The following is a 16982-nucleotide window of genomic DNA, read 5'->3' on the forward strand; positions in this document are numbered from 1 at the left end:
AGATTTGATTGTAGAATGAATATAAATTGGTTTTCCTTTTCCTTTTCAGGTTAATTTTGATTTGATTGCTTTAATTTTAATAGTTGGCAAATTTATCTCAAAATCAATATTAAATATAGGGTTTTATTAAAAAAAATGTAACAAAATGAGTTAAAATAGTAATAATTGTTAGGTTTGATTTGTTTTGAAGTTTTTGTTTTTATGGATTGTAATGACTTTAAATACCAATTTTGGAAGTTTTAAAATATTCTAAAATTCATTAAAATACTACGACATCCAAGAAATGTATTTTTATGAAATTTTATGATTTTAAAGTAAAAACTGATTTGTAGACGAAGATAATTTTAAAGATTAATTCAATGAGTTTTTGAATTCTAATGGAGTAAGACTGGTTTTCTTTTTGAAGAGTTTGCTAAACGATTGAGGATATTCAAAACCTAATTGATAGGCTATTTCTGCTACCGAAAGATTGGTAGAAATCAGGAAATCTTTTGATTTTTCGATAAGTTTCGAATGAATGTGCTGTTGGGTATTTTGTCCGGTTAGATTGCGGAGCATATCGCTCAGGTAATGTGTAGAAACGTTGATTTGTGAAGCAAGAAAATCTACTGTAGGTAATCCTTTTTTTAAAGTTTCGGCATTATTAAGATAATTATCCAGCGTTTCTTCTACTTTAAGTAATAAATCGTGGCTGACTGTTTTTCGGGTAATGAACTGGCGTTTGTAAAAACGATTGCTATAATTGAGTAAAACATCAATATAGGAAACAATTACATCCTGACTCATTTCATCTATTGCTGTGTGAAGTTCATTATCAATACTGGTTAGTAATCCCGTAATGATTGTTTTTTCGCTATCAGAAAGATGAAGCGCTTCATTCGTATCGTAGGAGAAAAAGCCGTATTTTTTGATGTTTTTTCCTAAAGGATAATTTCTAATAAAGTCAGGATGAAAAAGCAAGGTAAAACCAAAATATTCAACACCTTCTTCATTATCAGTAAAAATCAATTGATTGGGTGAGGTAAACATTAATCCGCCTTCGTTGAAATCGTAATATCCCTGACCGTAACCCATTTTTCCGTTAGTAGAATATTTATAAGATATTTTATAAAAATCAAGCAAAAAAGAAGTATTCGTTAAATCAGCATTTATCACAAGTTGCGTATTATCGACTAAACTTATCATAGGATGAAGCGGTTTTGGAAGTTTCAATACACTATGAAATTGCGATATAGAGGAAATTTTTGCAGGATTGTTGTTTTTCTTTTCCATGATATAAAGTTATAAAAATTGGAGAATTAATTAGGCTTTCCGAAAAGTATTAAACAGTTTTTAACTTTGAAAAAATAGCTTCGGAGAAGCGAAATATTTATAGAAATCATATTAATTATTGATAGCAAAGCTCCAGCGGAGCGAAATATTTTTTTATTTCGCTCCGCTGGAGCTCTTTTGTATCCGCATGATTGAATTTCTATAAATATTCTGCCCCGCTGAGGCTTAATAAAATCAAAAAGAATGTTCAATACTTTTTGAGTATTCTTATCCGTAATAAATTATACTCCTAAAAATTGTTTGCCAAATGCAGCGCGAAAAACTTCGTCACCTACTTCCAGTCTTTGTTTGTAAAGTGCTTTTGCATCTTCTCCGGCTACATATCTCAATTGGGTTTTTCCATCTGTTGCAGCTTCATACACCACATCGGCAATTTGTTCTGGAGTCGAGGCCATTTCAAACATAACATCTACATTTTCAAACATTTTGTCAGCCATTGCCTGATATTCAGGTTTAACGCCGGTATCAAGAGAACCGTGAAGGAATTCTGTTTTGATACCGCCCGGAGAAACTGTTTTAATATTGATTCCAAACGGATTTAATTCATACGCCATACTTTCGCTCCAGCCTTCTAATCCCCATTTTGTTGCATGATATACAGATCCTAAAGGAAAAGAAATCAATCCGCCAATAGAAGTTGTAGAGATAAACAATCCGCTTTTTCTTTCTCTGAAATACGGAATAAAAGCATTGGTAACACGAATTACTCCCAATAAATTAGTATTAAGTTGTTTCGTAATTTGATCGTCAGAAAGACTTTCTAAAGGACCAATTAAACCGTAACCTGCATTATTAAAAACGATATCAATGTTGCTTAATTCCAGTGCTTTTTTAATGGTGCTTTGTATTTGGTCAAAATTGGTAACGTCTAATGGTAAAAGGGTTACATTTTCTAAATTAGAAAGTTCAGTTTCCTTTTCAGGATTTCTCATTGTTGCGATAACATTCCATCCTTTTTGTTGAAATAATTTTGCTGTAGCTTTTCCTAATCCTGATGATGCGCCTGTGATAAAAATAGTTTTCATGATTATTATTTTTTAATTGTTATAATTTGATGAAGCAAAGTTCAGAATAGAGTGCAGTTTAAAAGTGCTCATTTTGGTGCAATGAGTGTCCAAAATGAATAATCGAAGTTTTTTGGATAAATTATATTATGCACAATTGTTTTAACACATAGAAACATAGATTTTTTACTTTACAAAAGGCGTTTCACTTATTTAAAACAAACATAGCTATGTGTAAAAATCAAGATTTTTTTTACCCTCTTTTTAATTAAATGACGATCTATGTTTCTATGTGTTTATTTTTTTGCGCATTGTATCTATTGATATTGAATTAACGTTTTTGTTAACAACTTTCACTTCGTTATTTGTTTAAAAAAAGCGTAAATTTGAACTTCCTCCATTTTCTATAAAACAATTTTTTATACCCCATATAATCAATGATTTATGTGGTTCAAGGACTTGGGATTTAGACTTTAATTTTTGTTATTTAAACCTATGTATTTAATATTCGATACTGAAACTACTGGATTACCAAAACGTTGGGATGCTCCAATAACCGATTCTGATAACTGGCCTCGCTGTATTCAGATCGCATGGCAGCTTCATGATGAAATGGGGCAATTGATCGAACATCAGGATTACTTGGTTAAACCTGACGGATTTAATATTCCGTATGATGCAGAACGTATTCACGGAATTTCGACTGAATTGGCTGAAGCCGATGGAATCACTTTGGCTGAAGTTTTAGAGAAATTTAATATCGCATTAAGTAAAACTAAATTTATTGTTGGTCAGAATTTAGGTTTCGACGTTAATATTATGGGGGCTGAATTTCATAGAATGGGAGTAGATTCTGCTATGAGTTCAATGCCGGTTTTAGATACCTGTACTGAGGTTACCGCTTCTTTATTGAAGCTTCCGGGAGGTCGTGGAGGAAGGTTTAAATTACCAACGCTAACAGAATTACACGAATATCTTTTTAATAAACCTTTCGCAGAAGCGCACAACGCAACTGCCGATGTTGAGGCAACTACGCGTTGTTTTCTGGAATTAATAAGAAGAGAAGTTTTTACAAAAGAAGAACTAGATGTTCCGAAGGATTATTTCAAGGATTTTCAAAGTAGAAATCCACAGGAATTTCCGTTAATCGGATTAAAACACATCAACTTAAAAGCGGCTTCTGATAAAATCAGAGAGCAATTAAGAGCTTTAGAATCTAATGATAAAGGAACTACGGTTTCGGCATCTGACAGAGAAGATTTTAAATCGGCAAAATACGCGCATTTACACAATCATACCCAGTTTTCGGTTTTACAATCGACTATAGGAATTGGGAATATTGTTGCGGCTACAGCCAAAAACGGAATGCCTGCTGTTGCGATGACAGATACCGGAAATATGATGGGAGCTTTCCATTTTGTGAGCGCAGTCATGAATCATAATAAAGCAGCATCCGGAAAAAATAAAGCTTTGGTTGAAGCTGGCGAAGAGCCAACAGAAACAGAGATAAAACCAATCGTAGGTTGTGAATTTAATGTTTGCGACAATCACTTAGATAAAAGTAAAAAAGACAATGGAAATCAGGTTGTATTATTAGCCAAAAACAAAAATGGTTATCACAATCTGGCAAAAATGTCGTCGATTGCTTTTACAGACGGGTTTTATTATGTTCCCAGAATTGATCGCGCAATTGTTGAAAAATACAAAGAAGATATCATGGTTTTGTCCGGGAATTTATACGGAGAGATCCAGAGTAAAATCCTGAACGTTGGTGAAAACCAGGCCGAAGAAGCTTTGATTTGGTGGAAAGAACAATTTGGCGATGACTTTTATCTGGAGGTTATGCGCCACAATCAGGAAGACGAAAATCGTGTGAACAAAACACTGATTGAGTTTTCTCAAAAACACAACGTTAAATTAATTGCGACAAATAACACCTATTATTTAAATAAGGAAGATGCCAATGCGCACGATATTTTATTGTGTGTAAAAGACGGTGAAAAACAAGCTACGCCAATTGGTCGTGGTCGCGGATATCGTTACGGATTACCCAATCAGGAATACTATTATAAGTCATCAGAAGAGATGAAAAAACTCTTCGCAGATTTGCCGGATGCTATTATTAATATTCAGGAAATTGTAGATAAGGTTGAAATTTATTCGCTTTATCGTGATGTATTGCTTCCTAAATTTGATATTCCGGAGGAGTTTGTCGTTATCGAAGACGAAGCTGATGGCGGAGTTCGTGGTGAAAATAAATACCTGCGACACCTTACTATGGTGGGGGCAAAAAAACGTTATGGAGAAATTACAGAATCGATTCAGGAACGTTTGGATTTTGAGTTACTGACAATTTCGAATTCAGGATATCCGGGTTACTTTTTGATTGTTCAGGATTTCATTGCCGAAGCCAGAAACATGGACGTTTCTGTAGGTCCCGGTCGTGGATCTGCAGCGGGATCTGCCGTAGCATATTGTTTAGGAATTACCAATATTGACCCTATTAAATATGATTTGCTTTTTGAGCGTTTCCTGAATCCGGATCGTGTGTCGATGCCCGATATTGATATTGACTTTGATGATGAGGGTCGTGGTCGTGTAATGGAATACGTAATCAATAAATACGGAAAAAATCAGGTTGCGCAAATTATTACTTATGGTAAAATGGCAACCAAATCAGCGATTCGTGATACAGCTCGTGTACTGGATTTGCCTTTGTTTGAAGCCGATAGAATTGCAAAACTGATTCCGGCGATGATGCCATCAAAATGGAATTTGGCACGTTTTATTTCTGAAAACGAAGACGAGGTTAAAAAAGCCCTTCGTTCTGATGAATTTGACAATGTAAAAGAATTAATCGCCATTGCCAATGAAGATGATTTGGCGGGAGAAACGATTCAGCAGGCAAAAATCCTGGAAGGATCTATGCGAAATACCGGAATTCACGCCTGTGGGGTAATTATTACGCCATCGGATATTACGAATTTCGTTCCCGTTACTACAGCAAAAGATTCTGATTTATATGTAACACAGTTTGATAACTCGGTTGCAGAAAGTGCAGGATTGCTGAAGATGGACTTCCTGGGTCTGAAGACCCTTACCTTAATTAAAGATACCGTTAAACTGGTAAAATATAGAAACGGAATTGATTTGGATCCGGATACTTTTCCAATTGATGATGTTGAGACTTATGCACTTTTCCAGAGAGGAGAAACGGTTGGAATCTTCCAATACGAGTCACCCGGAATGCAGAAATACATGAAGGATCTTAAGCCAACGGTTTTTGGAGATTTAATTGCCATGAACGCACTTTATCGTCCGGGACCTTTAGAATATATTCCTTCTTTCGTAAGAAGAAAAAATGGAGAAGAAGAAATCAAATACGATTTAGATGCCTGTGAGGAATATTTAGGAGAAACCTACGGAATTACCGTTTACCAGGAGCAGGTAATGCTTTTGTCGCAATCGCTGGCTGACTTTACAAAAGGTGAGGCCGACGTTTTGCGTAAGGCGATGGGTAAGAAACAAAAAGATGTATTGGATAAAATGAAGCCTAAGTTCGTAGAACAAGCGGCGAAAAAAGGTCATGATGCAAAAGTTCTGGAGAAAATCTGGAAAGACTGGGAAGCTTTTGCGAGTTACGCCTTCAACAAATCGCACTCTACTTGTTATGCCTGGATTGCGTATCAAACCGCATATTTAAAAGCGCATTATCCTGCCGAATATATGGCAGCGGTACTTTCGAATAATATGAATGATATCAAACAAGTATCATTTTTTATGGAAGAATGTAAACGAATGGGATTACAGGTTTTAGGACCGGATGTAAACGAGTCGTTTTATAAGTTTACGGTAAACGATGAATATGCTGTTCGTTTTGGTATGGGCGCTATTAAAGGAGTGGGTTCAGGAGCTGTAGCAACAATTGTAGAAAGCAGAAAAGACGGTAAATACAAATCGATTTTTGATTTGGCTAAACGTATTGATTTGCGTGCTGCGAATAAAAAAGCAATCGAAAACCTGGCTTTGGCAGGTGGTTTTGATTCGTTTGAAGGAACTACAAGAGCACAGTATTTTCATGATGATGGCGACGGAATTACTTTTTATGAAAAAGCGATTCGTTACGGATCAAAATTTCAGGAAAACGAAAACTCTTCTCAGGTAAGTTTATTTGGAGAAGCAAGTGAGGTTCAGATTGCAGAACCTGTTGTGCCGCCATGTGAAGATTGGAGTACAATGGAGAAACTGGCAAAAGAAAAAGAAGTTGTCGGAATTTATATTTCCGGGCATCCTCTTGATGATTTTAGATTTGAGATGAAATACTTTTGCAACGCCCGATTAGAAGCGCTAAAAAGTATGAATGAATATGTAGGTAAAAATCTAAATTTTGCCGGAATCATCAATAACGTTCAGCATCGTGTGGCAAAAAACGGAAAAGGCTGGGCGGTATTTAACTTAGAAGGATACGATGAAAGTTATGAGTTTAAAATTTTTGGTGAAGAATATCTAAAATTCCGCCATTTCCTGATTCAGAATAATTTTGCCTTCCTGAAAATAGTCATAAAAGATGGCTGGGTGAATCATGATACAGGTAAAAAGTCAGATCCCAGAATGCAATTTGTTGAGATTAGGCAATTGCAGGATATCTTGGAAGCTTTTGCTAAAAAACTGATCTTGTTATTGAATATAAAAGATTTACAAGCAGAATTTATTCATAATCTGAGTCAATTATTTAATGCCAATAAAGGTGATAATACCGTGACTTTTGAAATCATGGAGTTAGAGAAAATCAAACGTTTAGTTGAGGTAGAAACCCCAACTGATTTTGAAGAAGCGGATGATGCTGTTTTTGTAGACGAAAATGAAAATGAAGATGCGCCACAAGAAAATAAAATTCAGGAAGTAAATGAAGTCGAAGAAATAAAAGTTGTAACGAAACTAACAATGCCTAGCCGTAGATTAAAAGTTAGGATTTCGACAGAGTTATTGATAGAATTAGAAAAAATGCAGGTAAATTTTAAGCTGAACTAAATTTTAACAGTTAAAATTTAGAAGAATGCATTTTTTTTAAGTTAAAAATATGCACGCATAATAGTTTTTTAGTAATATTGCTTAAAATTACAACGTTTTCGTACCAAGTCTAACAATGCAAACTATAAGAATATGTTAAAATAATCTAAGTTTGTATAAATTAATTAAAATCAGAATTATGAAAAAGAACCTTTTCTTACTAGGATTATTAGTTTGCTCTATGGCCACAATGGCGCAAACAGAAAAAGCGGATAAACCAGAAAGTTGGTATTTTAAATTAGGTGGATCTTATTTCAACCAAACTGCTTCGACAGAATTTCCAGTTGTTGGAGGTCAATTACCAAATAGAGATGTCTATGCAGGTACTTTAGCAAATAATAAATTAGTTTCAAGAGAAGGTGTTACTGGTTCTTTTGGACAAGGTTTCAGAAGTGGAATCACTGCTGGTTACCGTTTTTCAACACGTTTAGGAGTTGAGATGGCAGCAAATTACTACGTAAGTAATACTAAAACAATGGCGCAGACTACAGATAGACTTATTTCATATAACCCGGCTACTAGTCCAGCGGCTACTTATTTAAGTTTTACTGCAGAAGGAGAAATTAAAGCTTTTGATTTGGCTCCGGCACTTGTGATGTTTTTAGGTGAAGCTCACGGTTTTGAACCATATACTAAAGTTGGAATCATTGTTCCAATTCACGGAACGTTAGATATTAAAACAGATAGAACTTACAGTACTTTTGTAGGAGCTAACCAGGTAGCAACTACCAATGCTTATTCAAAAGATGTAGTTAAACCAAATCCTTCACTTGGATTTATGGCGTCTATTGGTACTTCTTATAAATTAGGAAAACATATTTCTGCTTTTGCAGAATTAGAATACCGTAACTTTACTGTACACGGAAAAACTAAAGAAACTGAAGTATATACTGAAAATGGTGTAGATAAATTAAATACTCCAACTACTTTCCGTCCTGATGCATCATACTCTGCAAGTCATACTAAATATGTTGAAACAATCAGTTCTACTTCAAATAGTAAAGTAACTAATGCAGCTGGTTTTGATAGTACAAGAGCAACTGACGATGTTAGTACTTATGTTGGTATTTCAGGTTTAGGTTTGACTTTAGGTCTTAAATACAGCCTATAATTTTAAATAAATTATACCTTATAAAAAAAGAGGATATTCATTTGAATATCCTCTTTTTTTTATTTTCTGTCATTTCGAGAAAAGGGAGAAATCACACAAGAAACTCCGCACAGAATGTTTATCAATCTTTGTCGAATCAATTGTGTAGAATGGATTAAAATCCATCCCTACAATATAAATCGAGCCGAAGGCTCTTTATATAGAGATCCGGAGGAACGGATTATTTAGTAGCAAGGGATTTTATTCCCTTGAACGCGACGTAACCATAATATTTGCCATCCCAATTTCTAAAATATTTTTCAGGAGCTAATCCCGCACCCGAGCCTGAAAGTGCGAACTGGCGAAGCAATGCGTTACAATCTTTTGCTTTTTAAAGAAAAAAGAAAAAGGATTTTCACTTCTATCGGGGCTATGACAATCATTTTTATAAGAACTTTTCGTTTTTTACACCAAACCCGACAGGTTTTTAAAACCTGTCGGGTTTATAAGATTGTGGTTATAGAATTATAAATTCGATTTCCTAAACTCCTTTAAAACTTCATCAATTACCCAGGTTGTTCTGGCTGCAGATGTTCCTTTTGAAGGAGAAAAACCTTCATTGCCTAAAAGTTCTTCTACAACAGTTTCGATAAAAGGCTGTTGAATATGAAGTGGATTTTCGATCGTAATACTTTCTTTTTCGCCATTTGTATATTGAACATGAATTGGATCATTTCCAAAAGTTGAGAAAGAAATTTTTCCTTTATCTCCTACAATATCAGTATTGTCATAACGCTCAAAACTGGCAAAATTCCACAAACCAGTTCCGTGAATTCCGTTTTCGAATAAAAATGACATAGAAACTGAATCTTCTGCCGGATATGCTTTTAGCTGTGAACTGGCATGTCCGCGAACCGATTGAATTGGTCCCAAAACAAAATCCAGAAAATCTAACGTATGACACGCTAAATCAACAAATATTCCACCGCCCGAAATGTGCGGTAAAACTGTCCACGGTAAGTTGATCTCATCATCATATCTTTCTTCAAAAGGATGATATAAAACACAGTTTACGTGTCTGATAGTTCCAATTTTATTCTGATCAATTAATTCTTTTATTTTCAGGAATCTTGGTAAACTTCTTCTGTAATAAGCAACGAATAATGGAACATTATGTTCCTTGCAAGCGCTGATCATTTCGTTGCATTCTTCAAAATTTAGTGCCATTGGTTTTTCTACATAAACAGGTTTTCCTGCTTTGGCACACAAAATAGTATATTCTTTATGAGAGGATGGAGGTGTCGCAATATAAACGGCGTCAACTTCTGGATCATTGATTAAATTAATTGCGTTCGAGTACCATTTAGGAACATTATGGCGTTTGGCATAATCTTCGGCAAGAGCCGCATCTCTGCGCATAACAGCAACCAATGCCGAGTTAGGCGTTTTCTGAAATCCTGGCCCACTTTTAACTTCAGTTACATTTCCACAACCTATAATTCCCCATTTTACAATTTTCATTTTTCTGGTTTTTTAGTTATTTCAAATTTAAAAAAGGTTTGCCACGAATTACACTAATTTTCGCGAATTATTTTTCACGCAGATTTTGGAGGGTTTAATTTTTTTGCTGAAGAATTTTACCGCAAAGCACGCAAAGTTTTTTTATCAGCTTGGCTTTGTAAAAACACAAAGTTCGCAAAGCTGGTTCAATACAAAGCTTTGCGAACTTTGCGTTATTATAAAAACTTTGCGGTAAAATTTTTCAGCAAAAAAAAAGCCACAAACTCACAAAAATAATTCGTGAATTCGTGGCTAATAAAAATTAAAACTTAAAATTTTACTTTTTAGGCAAAGCTTTAAATCCCATATTATAAAGCGTGAACGCCTGAATATCTACATTTTCCTGAATTGTCGCTGCAACAGATTTCCCTGCTCCGTGACCGGCTTTTACATCAATACGAATTAAAACCGGATTGTTTCCTGTTTGTTTTTCTTGTAATTCAGCAGCAAATTTAAAACTATGTGCAGGAACAACACGATCATCATGATCTCCTGTTGTAACCATAGTTGCAGGATATTGAACGCCTTTTTTTACGTTTTGTACAGGAGAATATCCTTTTAGGTATTCAAACATTTCTTTGTTGTCCTGCGCTGTTCCGTAATCAAAAGCCCAACCTGCACCTGCAGTAAAAGTATGGTAACGCAACATATCCATTACACCAACTGCCGGCAATGCAACTTTCATTAAATCCGGACGTTGTGTCATTGTTGCACCCACTAATAAACCTCCGTTAGAACCTCCGCGAATCGCTAAGAAATCTGATGAAGTATATTTTTGAGCGATTAGATATTCGCCAGCAGCGATAAAATCGTCAAATACATTTTGTTTTTGCAATTTAGTTCCCGCGTCGTGCCATTTTTTACCATATTCACCACCACCTCTTAAATTGGCAACAGCATAAACTCCACCGTTTTCTAACCAAACTGCATTTGCAATACTAAAACTTGGCGTTAAACTAATATTGAATCCCCCATAACCGTAAAGGATTGTTGGATTTTTACCGTCTAATTTTGTTCCTTTTTTATAGGTAATGATCATTGGAATTTTTGTTCCGTCTTTTGAAGTATAAAATACTTGTTTAGATTCGTAATCATCACTTTTAAAATCAACAATTGGTTTTTGATAAACATCAGATTTGCCTGATTTTGGTTCAAACGAATAGATTGTTCCCGGAGTTGTATAATTAGTAAAGCTGTAGTATAACGTTTTTTCGTTCTTTTTAGCTCCAAATCCACCAGCAGTTCCTACCGCGGGAAGTTTAATTTCACGAACTAATTTCCCGTTGTAATCATATTGTTGTACAAATGAAACGGCATCTTTAGTATAATTGGCAAAAAAGTATCCTCCACCAGTTGAAGGAGATAAAATATTTTGAGTTTCTTTAATAAAATCTTTCCAGTTTTCAGGTTTTGGATTGCTTACATCAACCGTTATGACACGTTTGTTTGGTGCATTCAGGTCAGTTTCGATAAACAATTTTGTCCCTTCATTTTCGATAATCTGATTATCGCTGTTAAAGTTGTCTACAATTGTCACAATCGGACTATTTGCTTTCGTTAAATCTTTAATATATAATTCATTTCCGTAAGTAGAATTTGCAGCCGATATTACCAGGTATTTGTCATCTTCAGTAACATAACCTCCTACATATCTGCGTTTTTGATCTGCACCAAAAATAACTTTATCTTCTTTTTGAGAAGTTCCCAATTTATGAAAATACAATTTATGCTGATCTGTTTTTGCAGATAGTTCACTTCCTTTTGGTTTGTCATAACTAGAGTAATAAAAGCCTTCATTACCGCGCCATGAGATTCCGCTAAATTTTACATCAACCAAGGTATCTTCCAGAACTTTTTTAGACAAAGCATTAATAATAATCACTTTTCTCCAGTCGCTTCCGCCTTCAGAAATGGCATATGCAGCTTTGTTTCCGTCTTTAGAAAAATCTAAACCTCCCAGAGAAGTTGTTCCGTCTTTAGAGAAAGTATTTGGATCTAAAAAAACTTCTTCTTTACCATCTTGTCCTTTTCTATAAATTACCGACTGATTCTGTAATCCGTTGTTTTTTGAATAATAAGTAAATTTTCCTTCTACAAATGGAGCACTGATTTTTTCATAGTTCCAAAGTTTTTCCATGCGTTTTTTTAATTCATCACGAAAAGGGATTTTATCTAAATAACCGTAAGTAACTTCGTTTTGAGCTTTTACCCAAGCGCCGGTTTCAGCAGATTTGTCGTCTTCAAGCCAGCGATAAGGATCACTTACTTTAGTATCAAAATAGACATCAACTGTCTCGCCTTTTTTAGTTTCGGGATATTGAATCTTGTTTTGCCCAAATGAAATTCCTGCGGTTGTAATTGCCATTATAAGAAAAGTTTTTTTCATTGTATAAGTTTAAACGGTTATAGCAAAAATAGCCTTTTTGTTTTGAAATGATAACGATAAAAAGTTAAACCATATAAGACCTATAAGTTCATTTAGTCTTAACTATTTTATTTATAAGTCGTATATGGTTTTAAAATGTTACAGATTAAAGTTAACCCCCAAAACAATATTTCGTCCAATATTAGGAATTCCGTCTGTTTTTAATCTCGAAAGGTGAGCGATGTATTTTTTATCGAATAAATTGTTTCCGTTCAGGTTTACGTCAAAAGCATGTTTGCCTAATTTCACTGTTCCGCCAAAGCCCAGATTTACCAAAGTATATCCGTTTGAAGCCGTTTCGAAACCACTCACATTATTTTGATTAAAAGTAGATGAAACATTCAATGAAGCATATCCTTCTTCGAACCAGTTTTTGATTTTAAATTCAGTTCTTAAAGTATTGTTCCAGTTATTGGCAGGAATCAAAGGCAAATAATCGTTATTATCTTTTTTACCGGTTACCGTTTCAAAACTGGTTTCAAAGTGCAACCAATCAAGCGGATGAGGATGAAAGTGCAAACCAACTTCACCACCATATAATTTTGCATTGTCCTGAACATAAGCAAAAACATCATTGTCATCGCGGGTTTCACCAGTTGGCGAAGTATAAATGTAGTTGCTTACGTGATTGTAAAAACCATTAATAAAAAACTCGAAATGGGTGTTTTTGTATTCTAAATTTAAATCAGTCTGAACATTTTGTTCTGTTTTTAAATTAGCATTTCCAATTTCGTAACGATTAGTTCCTTCATGAACTCCGTTAGAAGTTAGCTCTGCTAAATTTGGCGCCCTAAATCCCGTTGCCACATTTAATCGAAGAGTTAATGGTTCAGCCAGTTTTGTTTTATATCCCAAAGAAGCATTAAAACTGTCAAAAGATCTGTCTAAAGGCAGAAAATAACCTTCTTCGCCTTCAATTCCATGTGCATCAGAAGTAATATTACGATTATCAAAACGCAATCCTGCCTGAACAACACTATTGTCCCATTCGTAATTTGCAGTTCCAAAAACACCAATATCATTTGTAGTAGCATCCGGAATTAAATATTCCTCTCCTGAATTTTTATTAGTCTGATGCATTCCTTGTACGCCCAAAATAGTTTCAATTTTTCCAAGTTTCGGGAAATGATACTTAGCATTGTAGTTAAAAGTATTCAGTTTCATATGAAGAGATGCCTCGTTGCTGTCTTCAAATTCACTTCGATCATTGGCGATATAACCTAAATCAACATCTAATTTCGAATTTTGAAAAAAGATAACGTTGTTTAAACTCAATAAATGATTAAAGATTCCCTGTCTCGGGAACATTGTGTTTTTACTTGATGATTGTTCTGCGATTCCGTCCTCTGGCATTCCAAGATCCAGTTTATTGTAATTGTATCTTAAAACACTAGAAAAACTGGAGTTACTGTAACCAATTCCGGTTTTAAAATCAGTTTCGTTATAACGAGTATTAGTCACACGATCTCCATCGGCAATTTTATAATCAGAATGCGTGTTGAAACTTCCGCGAGCAAGAAATTTCCAGTTATCAGTAGAAGTTTTTAATCCAATAGAAGAATTACTTCCTTGTGTATTGGTAAAATATTTTTGACTAAAATTTGCTTTGAATGTGTTTGCATCGGCAAATTTTTCAGGATTAAAATATAAAACCCCGCCCAAAGCATCAGAACCGTATAATAAAGAAGCCGGACCTTTGATTACTTCAACACTTTCGATTCCGGCATCATTTAAGCCCAAACCATGCTCATCGCCAAATTGTTGATTTTCGATACGAACTCCCTGAGAATATACTAAAACACGATTTCCGCTCAATCCGCGAATTACCGGTTTACCTATAGAAGTTCCTGTAGAAATTTGCGAAACTCCCGGAATTGTTGCCAAACCTTCAATTAAAGTTGAAGTTCCTTTTTGCTGCAACGTTTTCATGCTTTCATGCTCAACCTTCATTACGTTTTGAGATTGTAATTTATTAAAAGGTGTTGAGACCACAACTTCATCCATTTCAAAAACAGATTCCGTAAGGGTTATATCTATTGTGTTTTCTTTTAAAAGTTTAGAGATTGTTTTACTTTGAGTAGTAAATCCAACAAAAGTAAAAGTAAGTCGGAAACTTCCGTTTGGAAGATTCTTAAAATCATATTTTCCGTTTTCATCTGTCGTAGTTCCTTTATGTAATTCAGGTGCATAAACGGATACATTTGCCAATGGCTGGTTTTCAAGATTTGTTACTGTTCCTGAAACCGAATTTTGAGCAGAAAGAATGCTCGAAAACCCTAAAATAAGGGCTAATATTATTTTTTTCATTTGAAAATGATGCTATAGTTAATTTGATTTTTTCTTTTAAAACAAAAACTAAAAAGAATAATAAAATCTGCCGATCCTGAGAATTTCAAGATGGGGAAATTGACTATTTTTTTTGAATCAGATTAAAAGATTTTGATTGTATTTCGAATAGTATCGAAATTAAGAAACTAAAGCTGTGGGCGGACCACGTAATAAATAAGGACTTTCTGAAAGGGAAAATGTTTTTTCTGAAAGAGAGAAAAAATAAGGTATTTCAGTATTGAAATTGTGAAATTGAAAAGCAAATTGTTCCGGTAGAATATAACTTCCAAAAACAAAATGACAAACAAAACATACATCATAATCATGATGCTGATGTGTTATTTCGCCATTTGGATCATTATAATTATGATGGCATTGTTTCTCTGAAAGTTGTTTTACAATATGCTCATAACTGTGTATGGACTGAAACAATATTGAGAACAATACTGTCAAAGCCAAAGAAACACTTAATATGAGTTGTTTTCTTTTCATTCCGAACAAAGGTATAAAAGATCAAAGTAAAATTGATTTATTTTTTTAATTCTGTTCCTTATTTGTTGAAAAAAGTGCAACGAATGATTTTATTCTTCATCAAAAAGAGAATAATTAAGAACTAATTGCATCCTGAACTAGCATTATATTATATTTGTAAGTAAAATAAATCTACACTAAAAAACGTTTACTTGAAAAACTCTTTAAAACCAAAATACGATATGCGATTACTTTTAAGTTGTTTATTTTTAGTATCGTTTTTTAATTCTTTTTCGCAAGAGGTTAAGCCTGAGATAAAACCTATTGTTAAAATCGATTCGTTGTATCGTGAAGATCAGTTTTATTTTTCGGTTACCTATAATCTTCTAACCCAGATTCCGCAAGGCCTTAAACAGAATAAGTTTTCTGCCGGACTTTCTGCCGGATTTCTGCGTGATATGCCAATCAATAAAACAAGAACCATTGCAATCGCTGCAGGTTTGGGATTAAGTTATCAGAATTATTTTCAGAATCTAACAATTTCTTATGTACCGGATGGAACGCGTGCCTATGAAGTAAGCGACTATAATGACATTCAGTCAAATAAATACCGTCAATATTTAGTTGATCTTCCAATTGAGTTTCGCTGGAGAAATTCGACTTATGAAAGTTATAAATTCTGGAGAGTATATGCCGGAGTAAAATTGAGTTATGTAATCTCAAATAAATCGGTATTAGACAGTGGTGAAGCGACATATTCTGTAAAAAACAATCCTGATATAAATAAATTTCAATACGGAGTTTATCTGGCTGCAGGTTATAATACCTGGAATGTTTATATTAATTATGGTTTAAATACTTTGTTTAAAAAAGACTTAAAAACAACTTCAGGGCAAAGTATTAATGTACAAACGCTGAATGCAGGATTGATATTCTACATATTATAGCCACAAATACAAAAACAATAGCTGCGGAAATATTCCAATAAACGTCCCAATCAACAATTCGTTTGGCGAATGCGCTTCCATTTCTAAACGTGATGTAGCAACAACTCCCGTCATTAAAATCAAAAAAGCTGCCCAATATGGGTTTTGCATCTGTAGATGTATGTTTAGTCCTATGGCAAAAATCGTAAATCCGCTAATTGCCATCATATGCAAACTCGCTTTTATCTTGAATAAAGAACATACCAAAGCCAATATTGTACTAAACAAAGCACCAAGAAAAAAGAAGTGAAGCTCTGGATAACGAGTAATAATAATACTTCTTTTTACCAATAAAATATACAAGAAACACTGTAAAATAAGCGGAATTTTTCGTTGAGAAGTTTCATGCACCATTACAGAATTTACGTGTCCTGTTGAACGAAGCAGCAAGAAAAACAATACGGGAACCAGAATCGTAATGATGAGAATTTGAAATAAAACATAATATTTTTCTTCATTTGTAAAAATGTCATTTTTACAAAAAAGATAAAACAAAGTGGCATACATCGATATAAAAATAGGATGTAATATATACGAGAATAAAGGCAGGATTCTTTTCAAAACGTTGTATTTAGTGGCGTTCAACAAATATAAACAAATAATATTTTTTTGCCACGAATTGTACGAATTAGCCCGAATTTTAATTTGCAGCAAACTTTTATTAATCTGTGACGAAAAAAATGACCACAAAGAATTAGTGAAAATTTGTGAAATTG

Annotated in this window: 10 protein-coding genes; 3 read left to right on the forward strand and 7 right to left on the reverse strand. The window is 34.2% G+C overall.

From position 1 onward, the window contains the following. Positions 1-351 precede the first annotated feature (351 nt). On the reverse strand, positions 352-1272 hold the full coding sequence (locus ASF10_RS01440; protein ID WP_056244407.1) for a helix-turn-helix domain-containing protein: 921 nt from the start codon (positions 1270-1272) through the stop codon (positions 352-354). A 281-nt stretch (positions 1273-1553) separates the two neighbouring features. Beyond that, positions 1554-2357: an SDR family oxidoreductase gene (locus tag ASF10_RS01445; RefSeq protein WP_056244410.1), complete on the reverse strand. Its 804-nt coding sequence runs from the start codon at positions 2355-2357 to the stop codon at positions 1554-1556. A gap of 474 nt (positions 2358-2831) precedes the next feature. Between ASF10_RS01445 and dnaE the strand changes: the two genes are divergently transcribed. Beyond that, positions 2832-7367 (forward strand): DNA polymerase III subunit alpha, encoded by a 4536-nt coding sequence (gene dnaE / locus ASF10_RS01450; RefSeq protein ID WP_056244413.1) that lies wholly within the window; start codon positions 2832-2834, stop codon positions 7365-7367. Positions 7368-7545: 178 nt separating this feature from the next. Next, positions 7546-8517 carry an outer membrane beta-barrel protein gene (locus tag ASF10_RS01455; RefSeq protein WP_056244415.1) on the forward strand — a complete coding sequence of 324 codons (972 nt, stop codon included), beginning with the start codon at positions 7546-7548 and terminating at the stop codon, positions 8515-8517. 504 nt (positions 8518-9021) lie between these two features. Here ASF10_RS01455 and ASF10_RS01465 read toward each other — a convergent pair. From ASF10_RS01465 to ASF10_RS01480, 4 genes are all read right to left on the reverse strand, one after another. Next, positions 9022-10017, reverse strand: coding sequence for a Gfo/Idh/MocA family protein (locus ASF10_RS01465; RefSeq protein ID WP_056244422.1), 996 nt, complete (start codon positions 10015-10017; stop codon positions 9022-9024). 316 nt (positions 10018-10333) lie between these two features. Next, on the reverse strand, positions 10334-12442 hold the full coding sequence (locus tag ASF10_RS01470; protein ID WP_056244426.1) for a prolyl oligopeptidase family serine peptidase: 2109 nt from the start codon (positions 12440-12442) through the stop codon (positions 10334-10336). A 138-nt stretch (positions 12443-12580) separates the two neighbouring features. Then, positions 12581-14788, reverse strand: coding sequence for a TonB-dependent receptor (locus tag ASF10_RS01475; RefSeq protein WP_056244431.1), 2208 nt, complete (start codon positions 14786-14788; stop codon positions 12581-12583). 159 nt (positions 14789-14947) lie between these two features. Next, positions 14948-15301, reverse strand: a complete 354-nt coding sequence (locus ASF10_RS01480; RefSeq protein WP_056244434.1) for a hypothetical protein — start codon at positions 15299-15301, stop codon at positions 14948-14950. A gap of 191 nt (positions 15302-15492) precedes the next feature. Here ASF10_RS01480 and ASF10_RS01485 point away from each other — a divergent pair, with 191 nt between their 5' ends. Further along, positions 15493-16227 carry a porin family protein gene (locus ASF10_RS01485; RefSeq protein WP_317039031.1) on the forward strand — a complete coding sequence of 245 codons (735 nt, stop codon included), beginning with the start codon at positions 15493-15495 and terminating at the stop codon, positions 16225-16227. Here the strand turns inward: ASF10_RS01485 and ASF10_RS01490 are convergent. Continuing rightward, the gene (locus ASF10_RS01490) at positions 16222-16827 is read right to left on the reverse strand and encodes a hypothetical protein (RefSeq protein ID WP_056245543.1); all 606 of its coding nucleotides are present in this window, start codon (positions 16825-16827) and stop codon (positions 16222-16224) included. The genes ASF10_RS01485 and ASF10_RS01490 overlap by 6 nt on opposite strands. Positions 16828-16982 lie beyond the last annotated feature (155 nt).

This window comes from Flavobacterium sp. Leaf82, from assembly GCF_001422725.1.
Taxonomy (GTDB): Bacteria; Bacteroidota; Bacteroidia; order Flavobacteriales; family Flavobacteriaceae; genus Flavobacterium.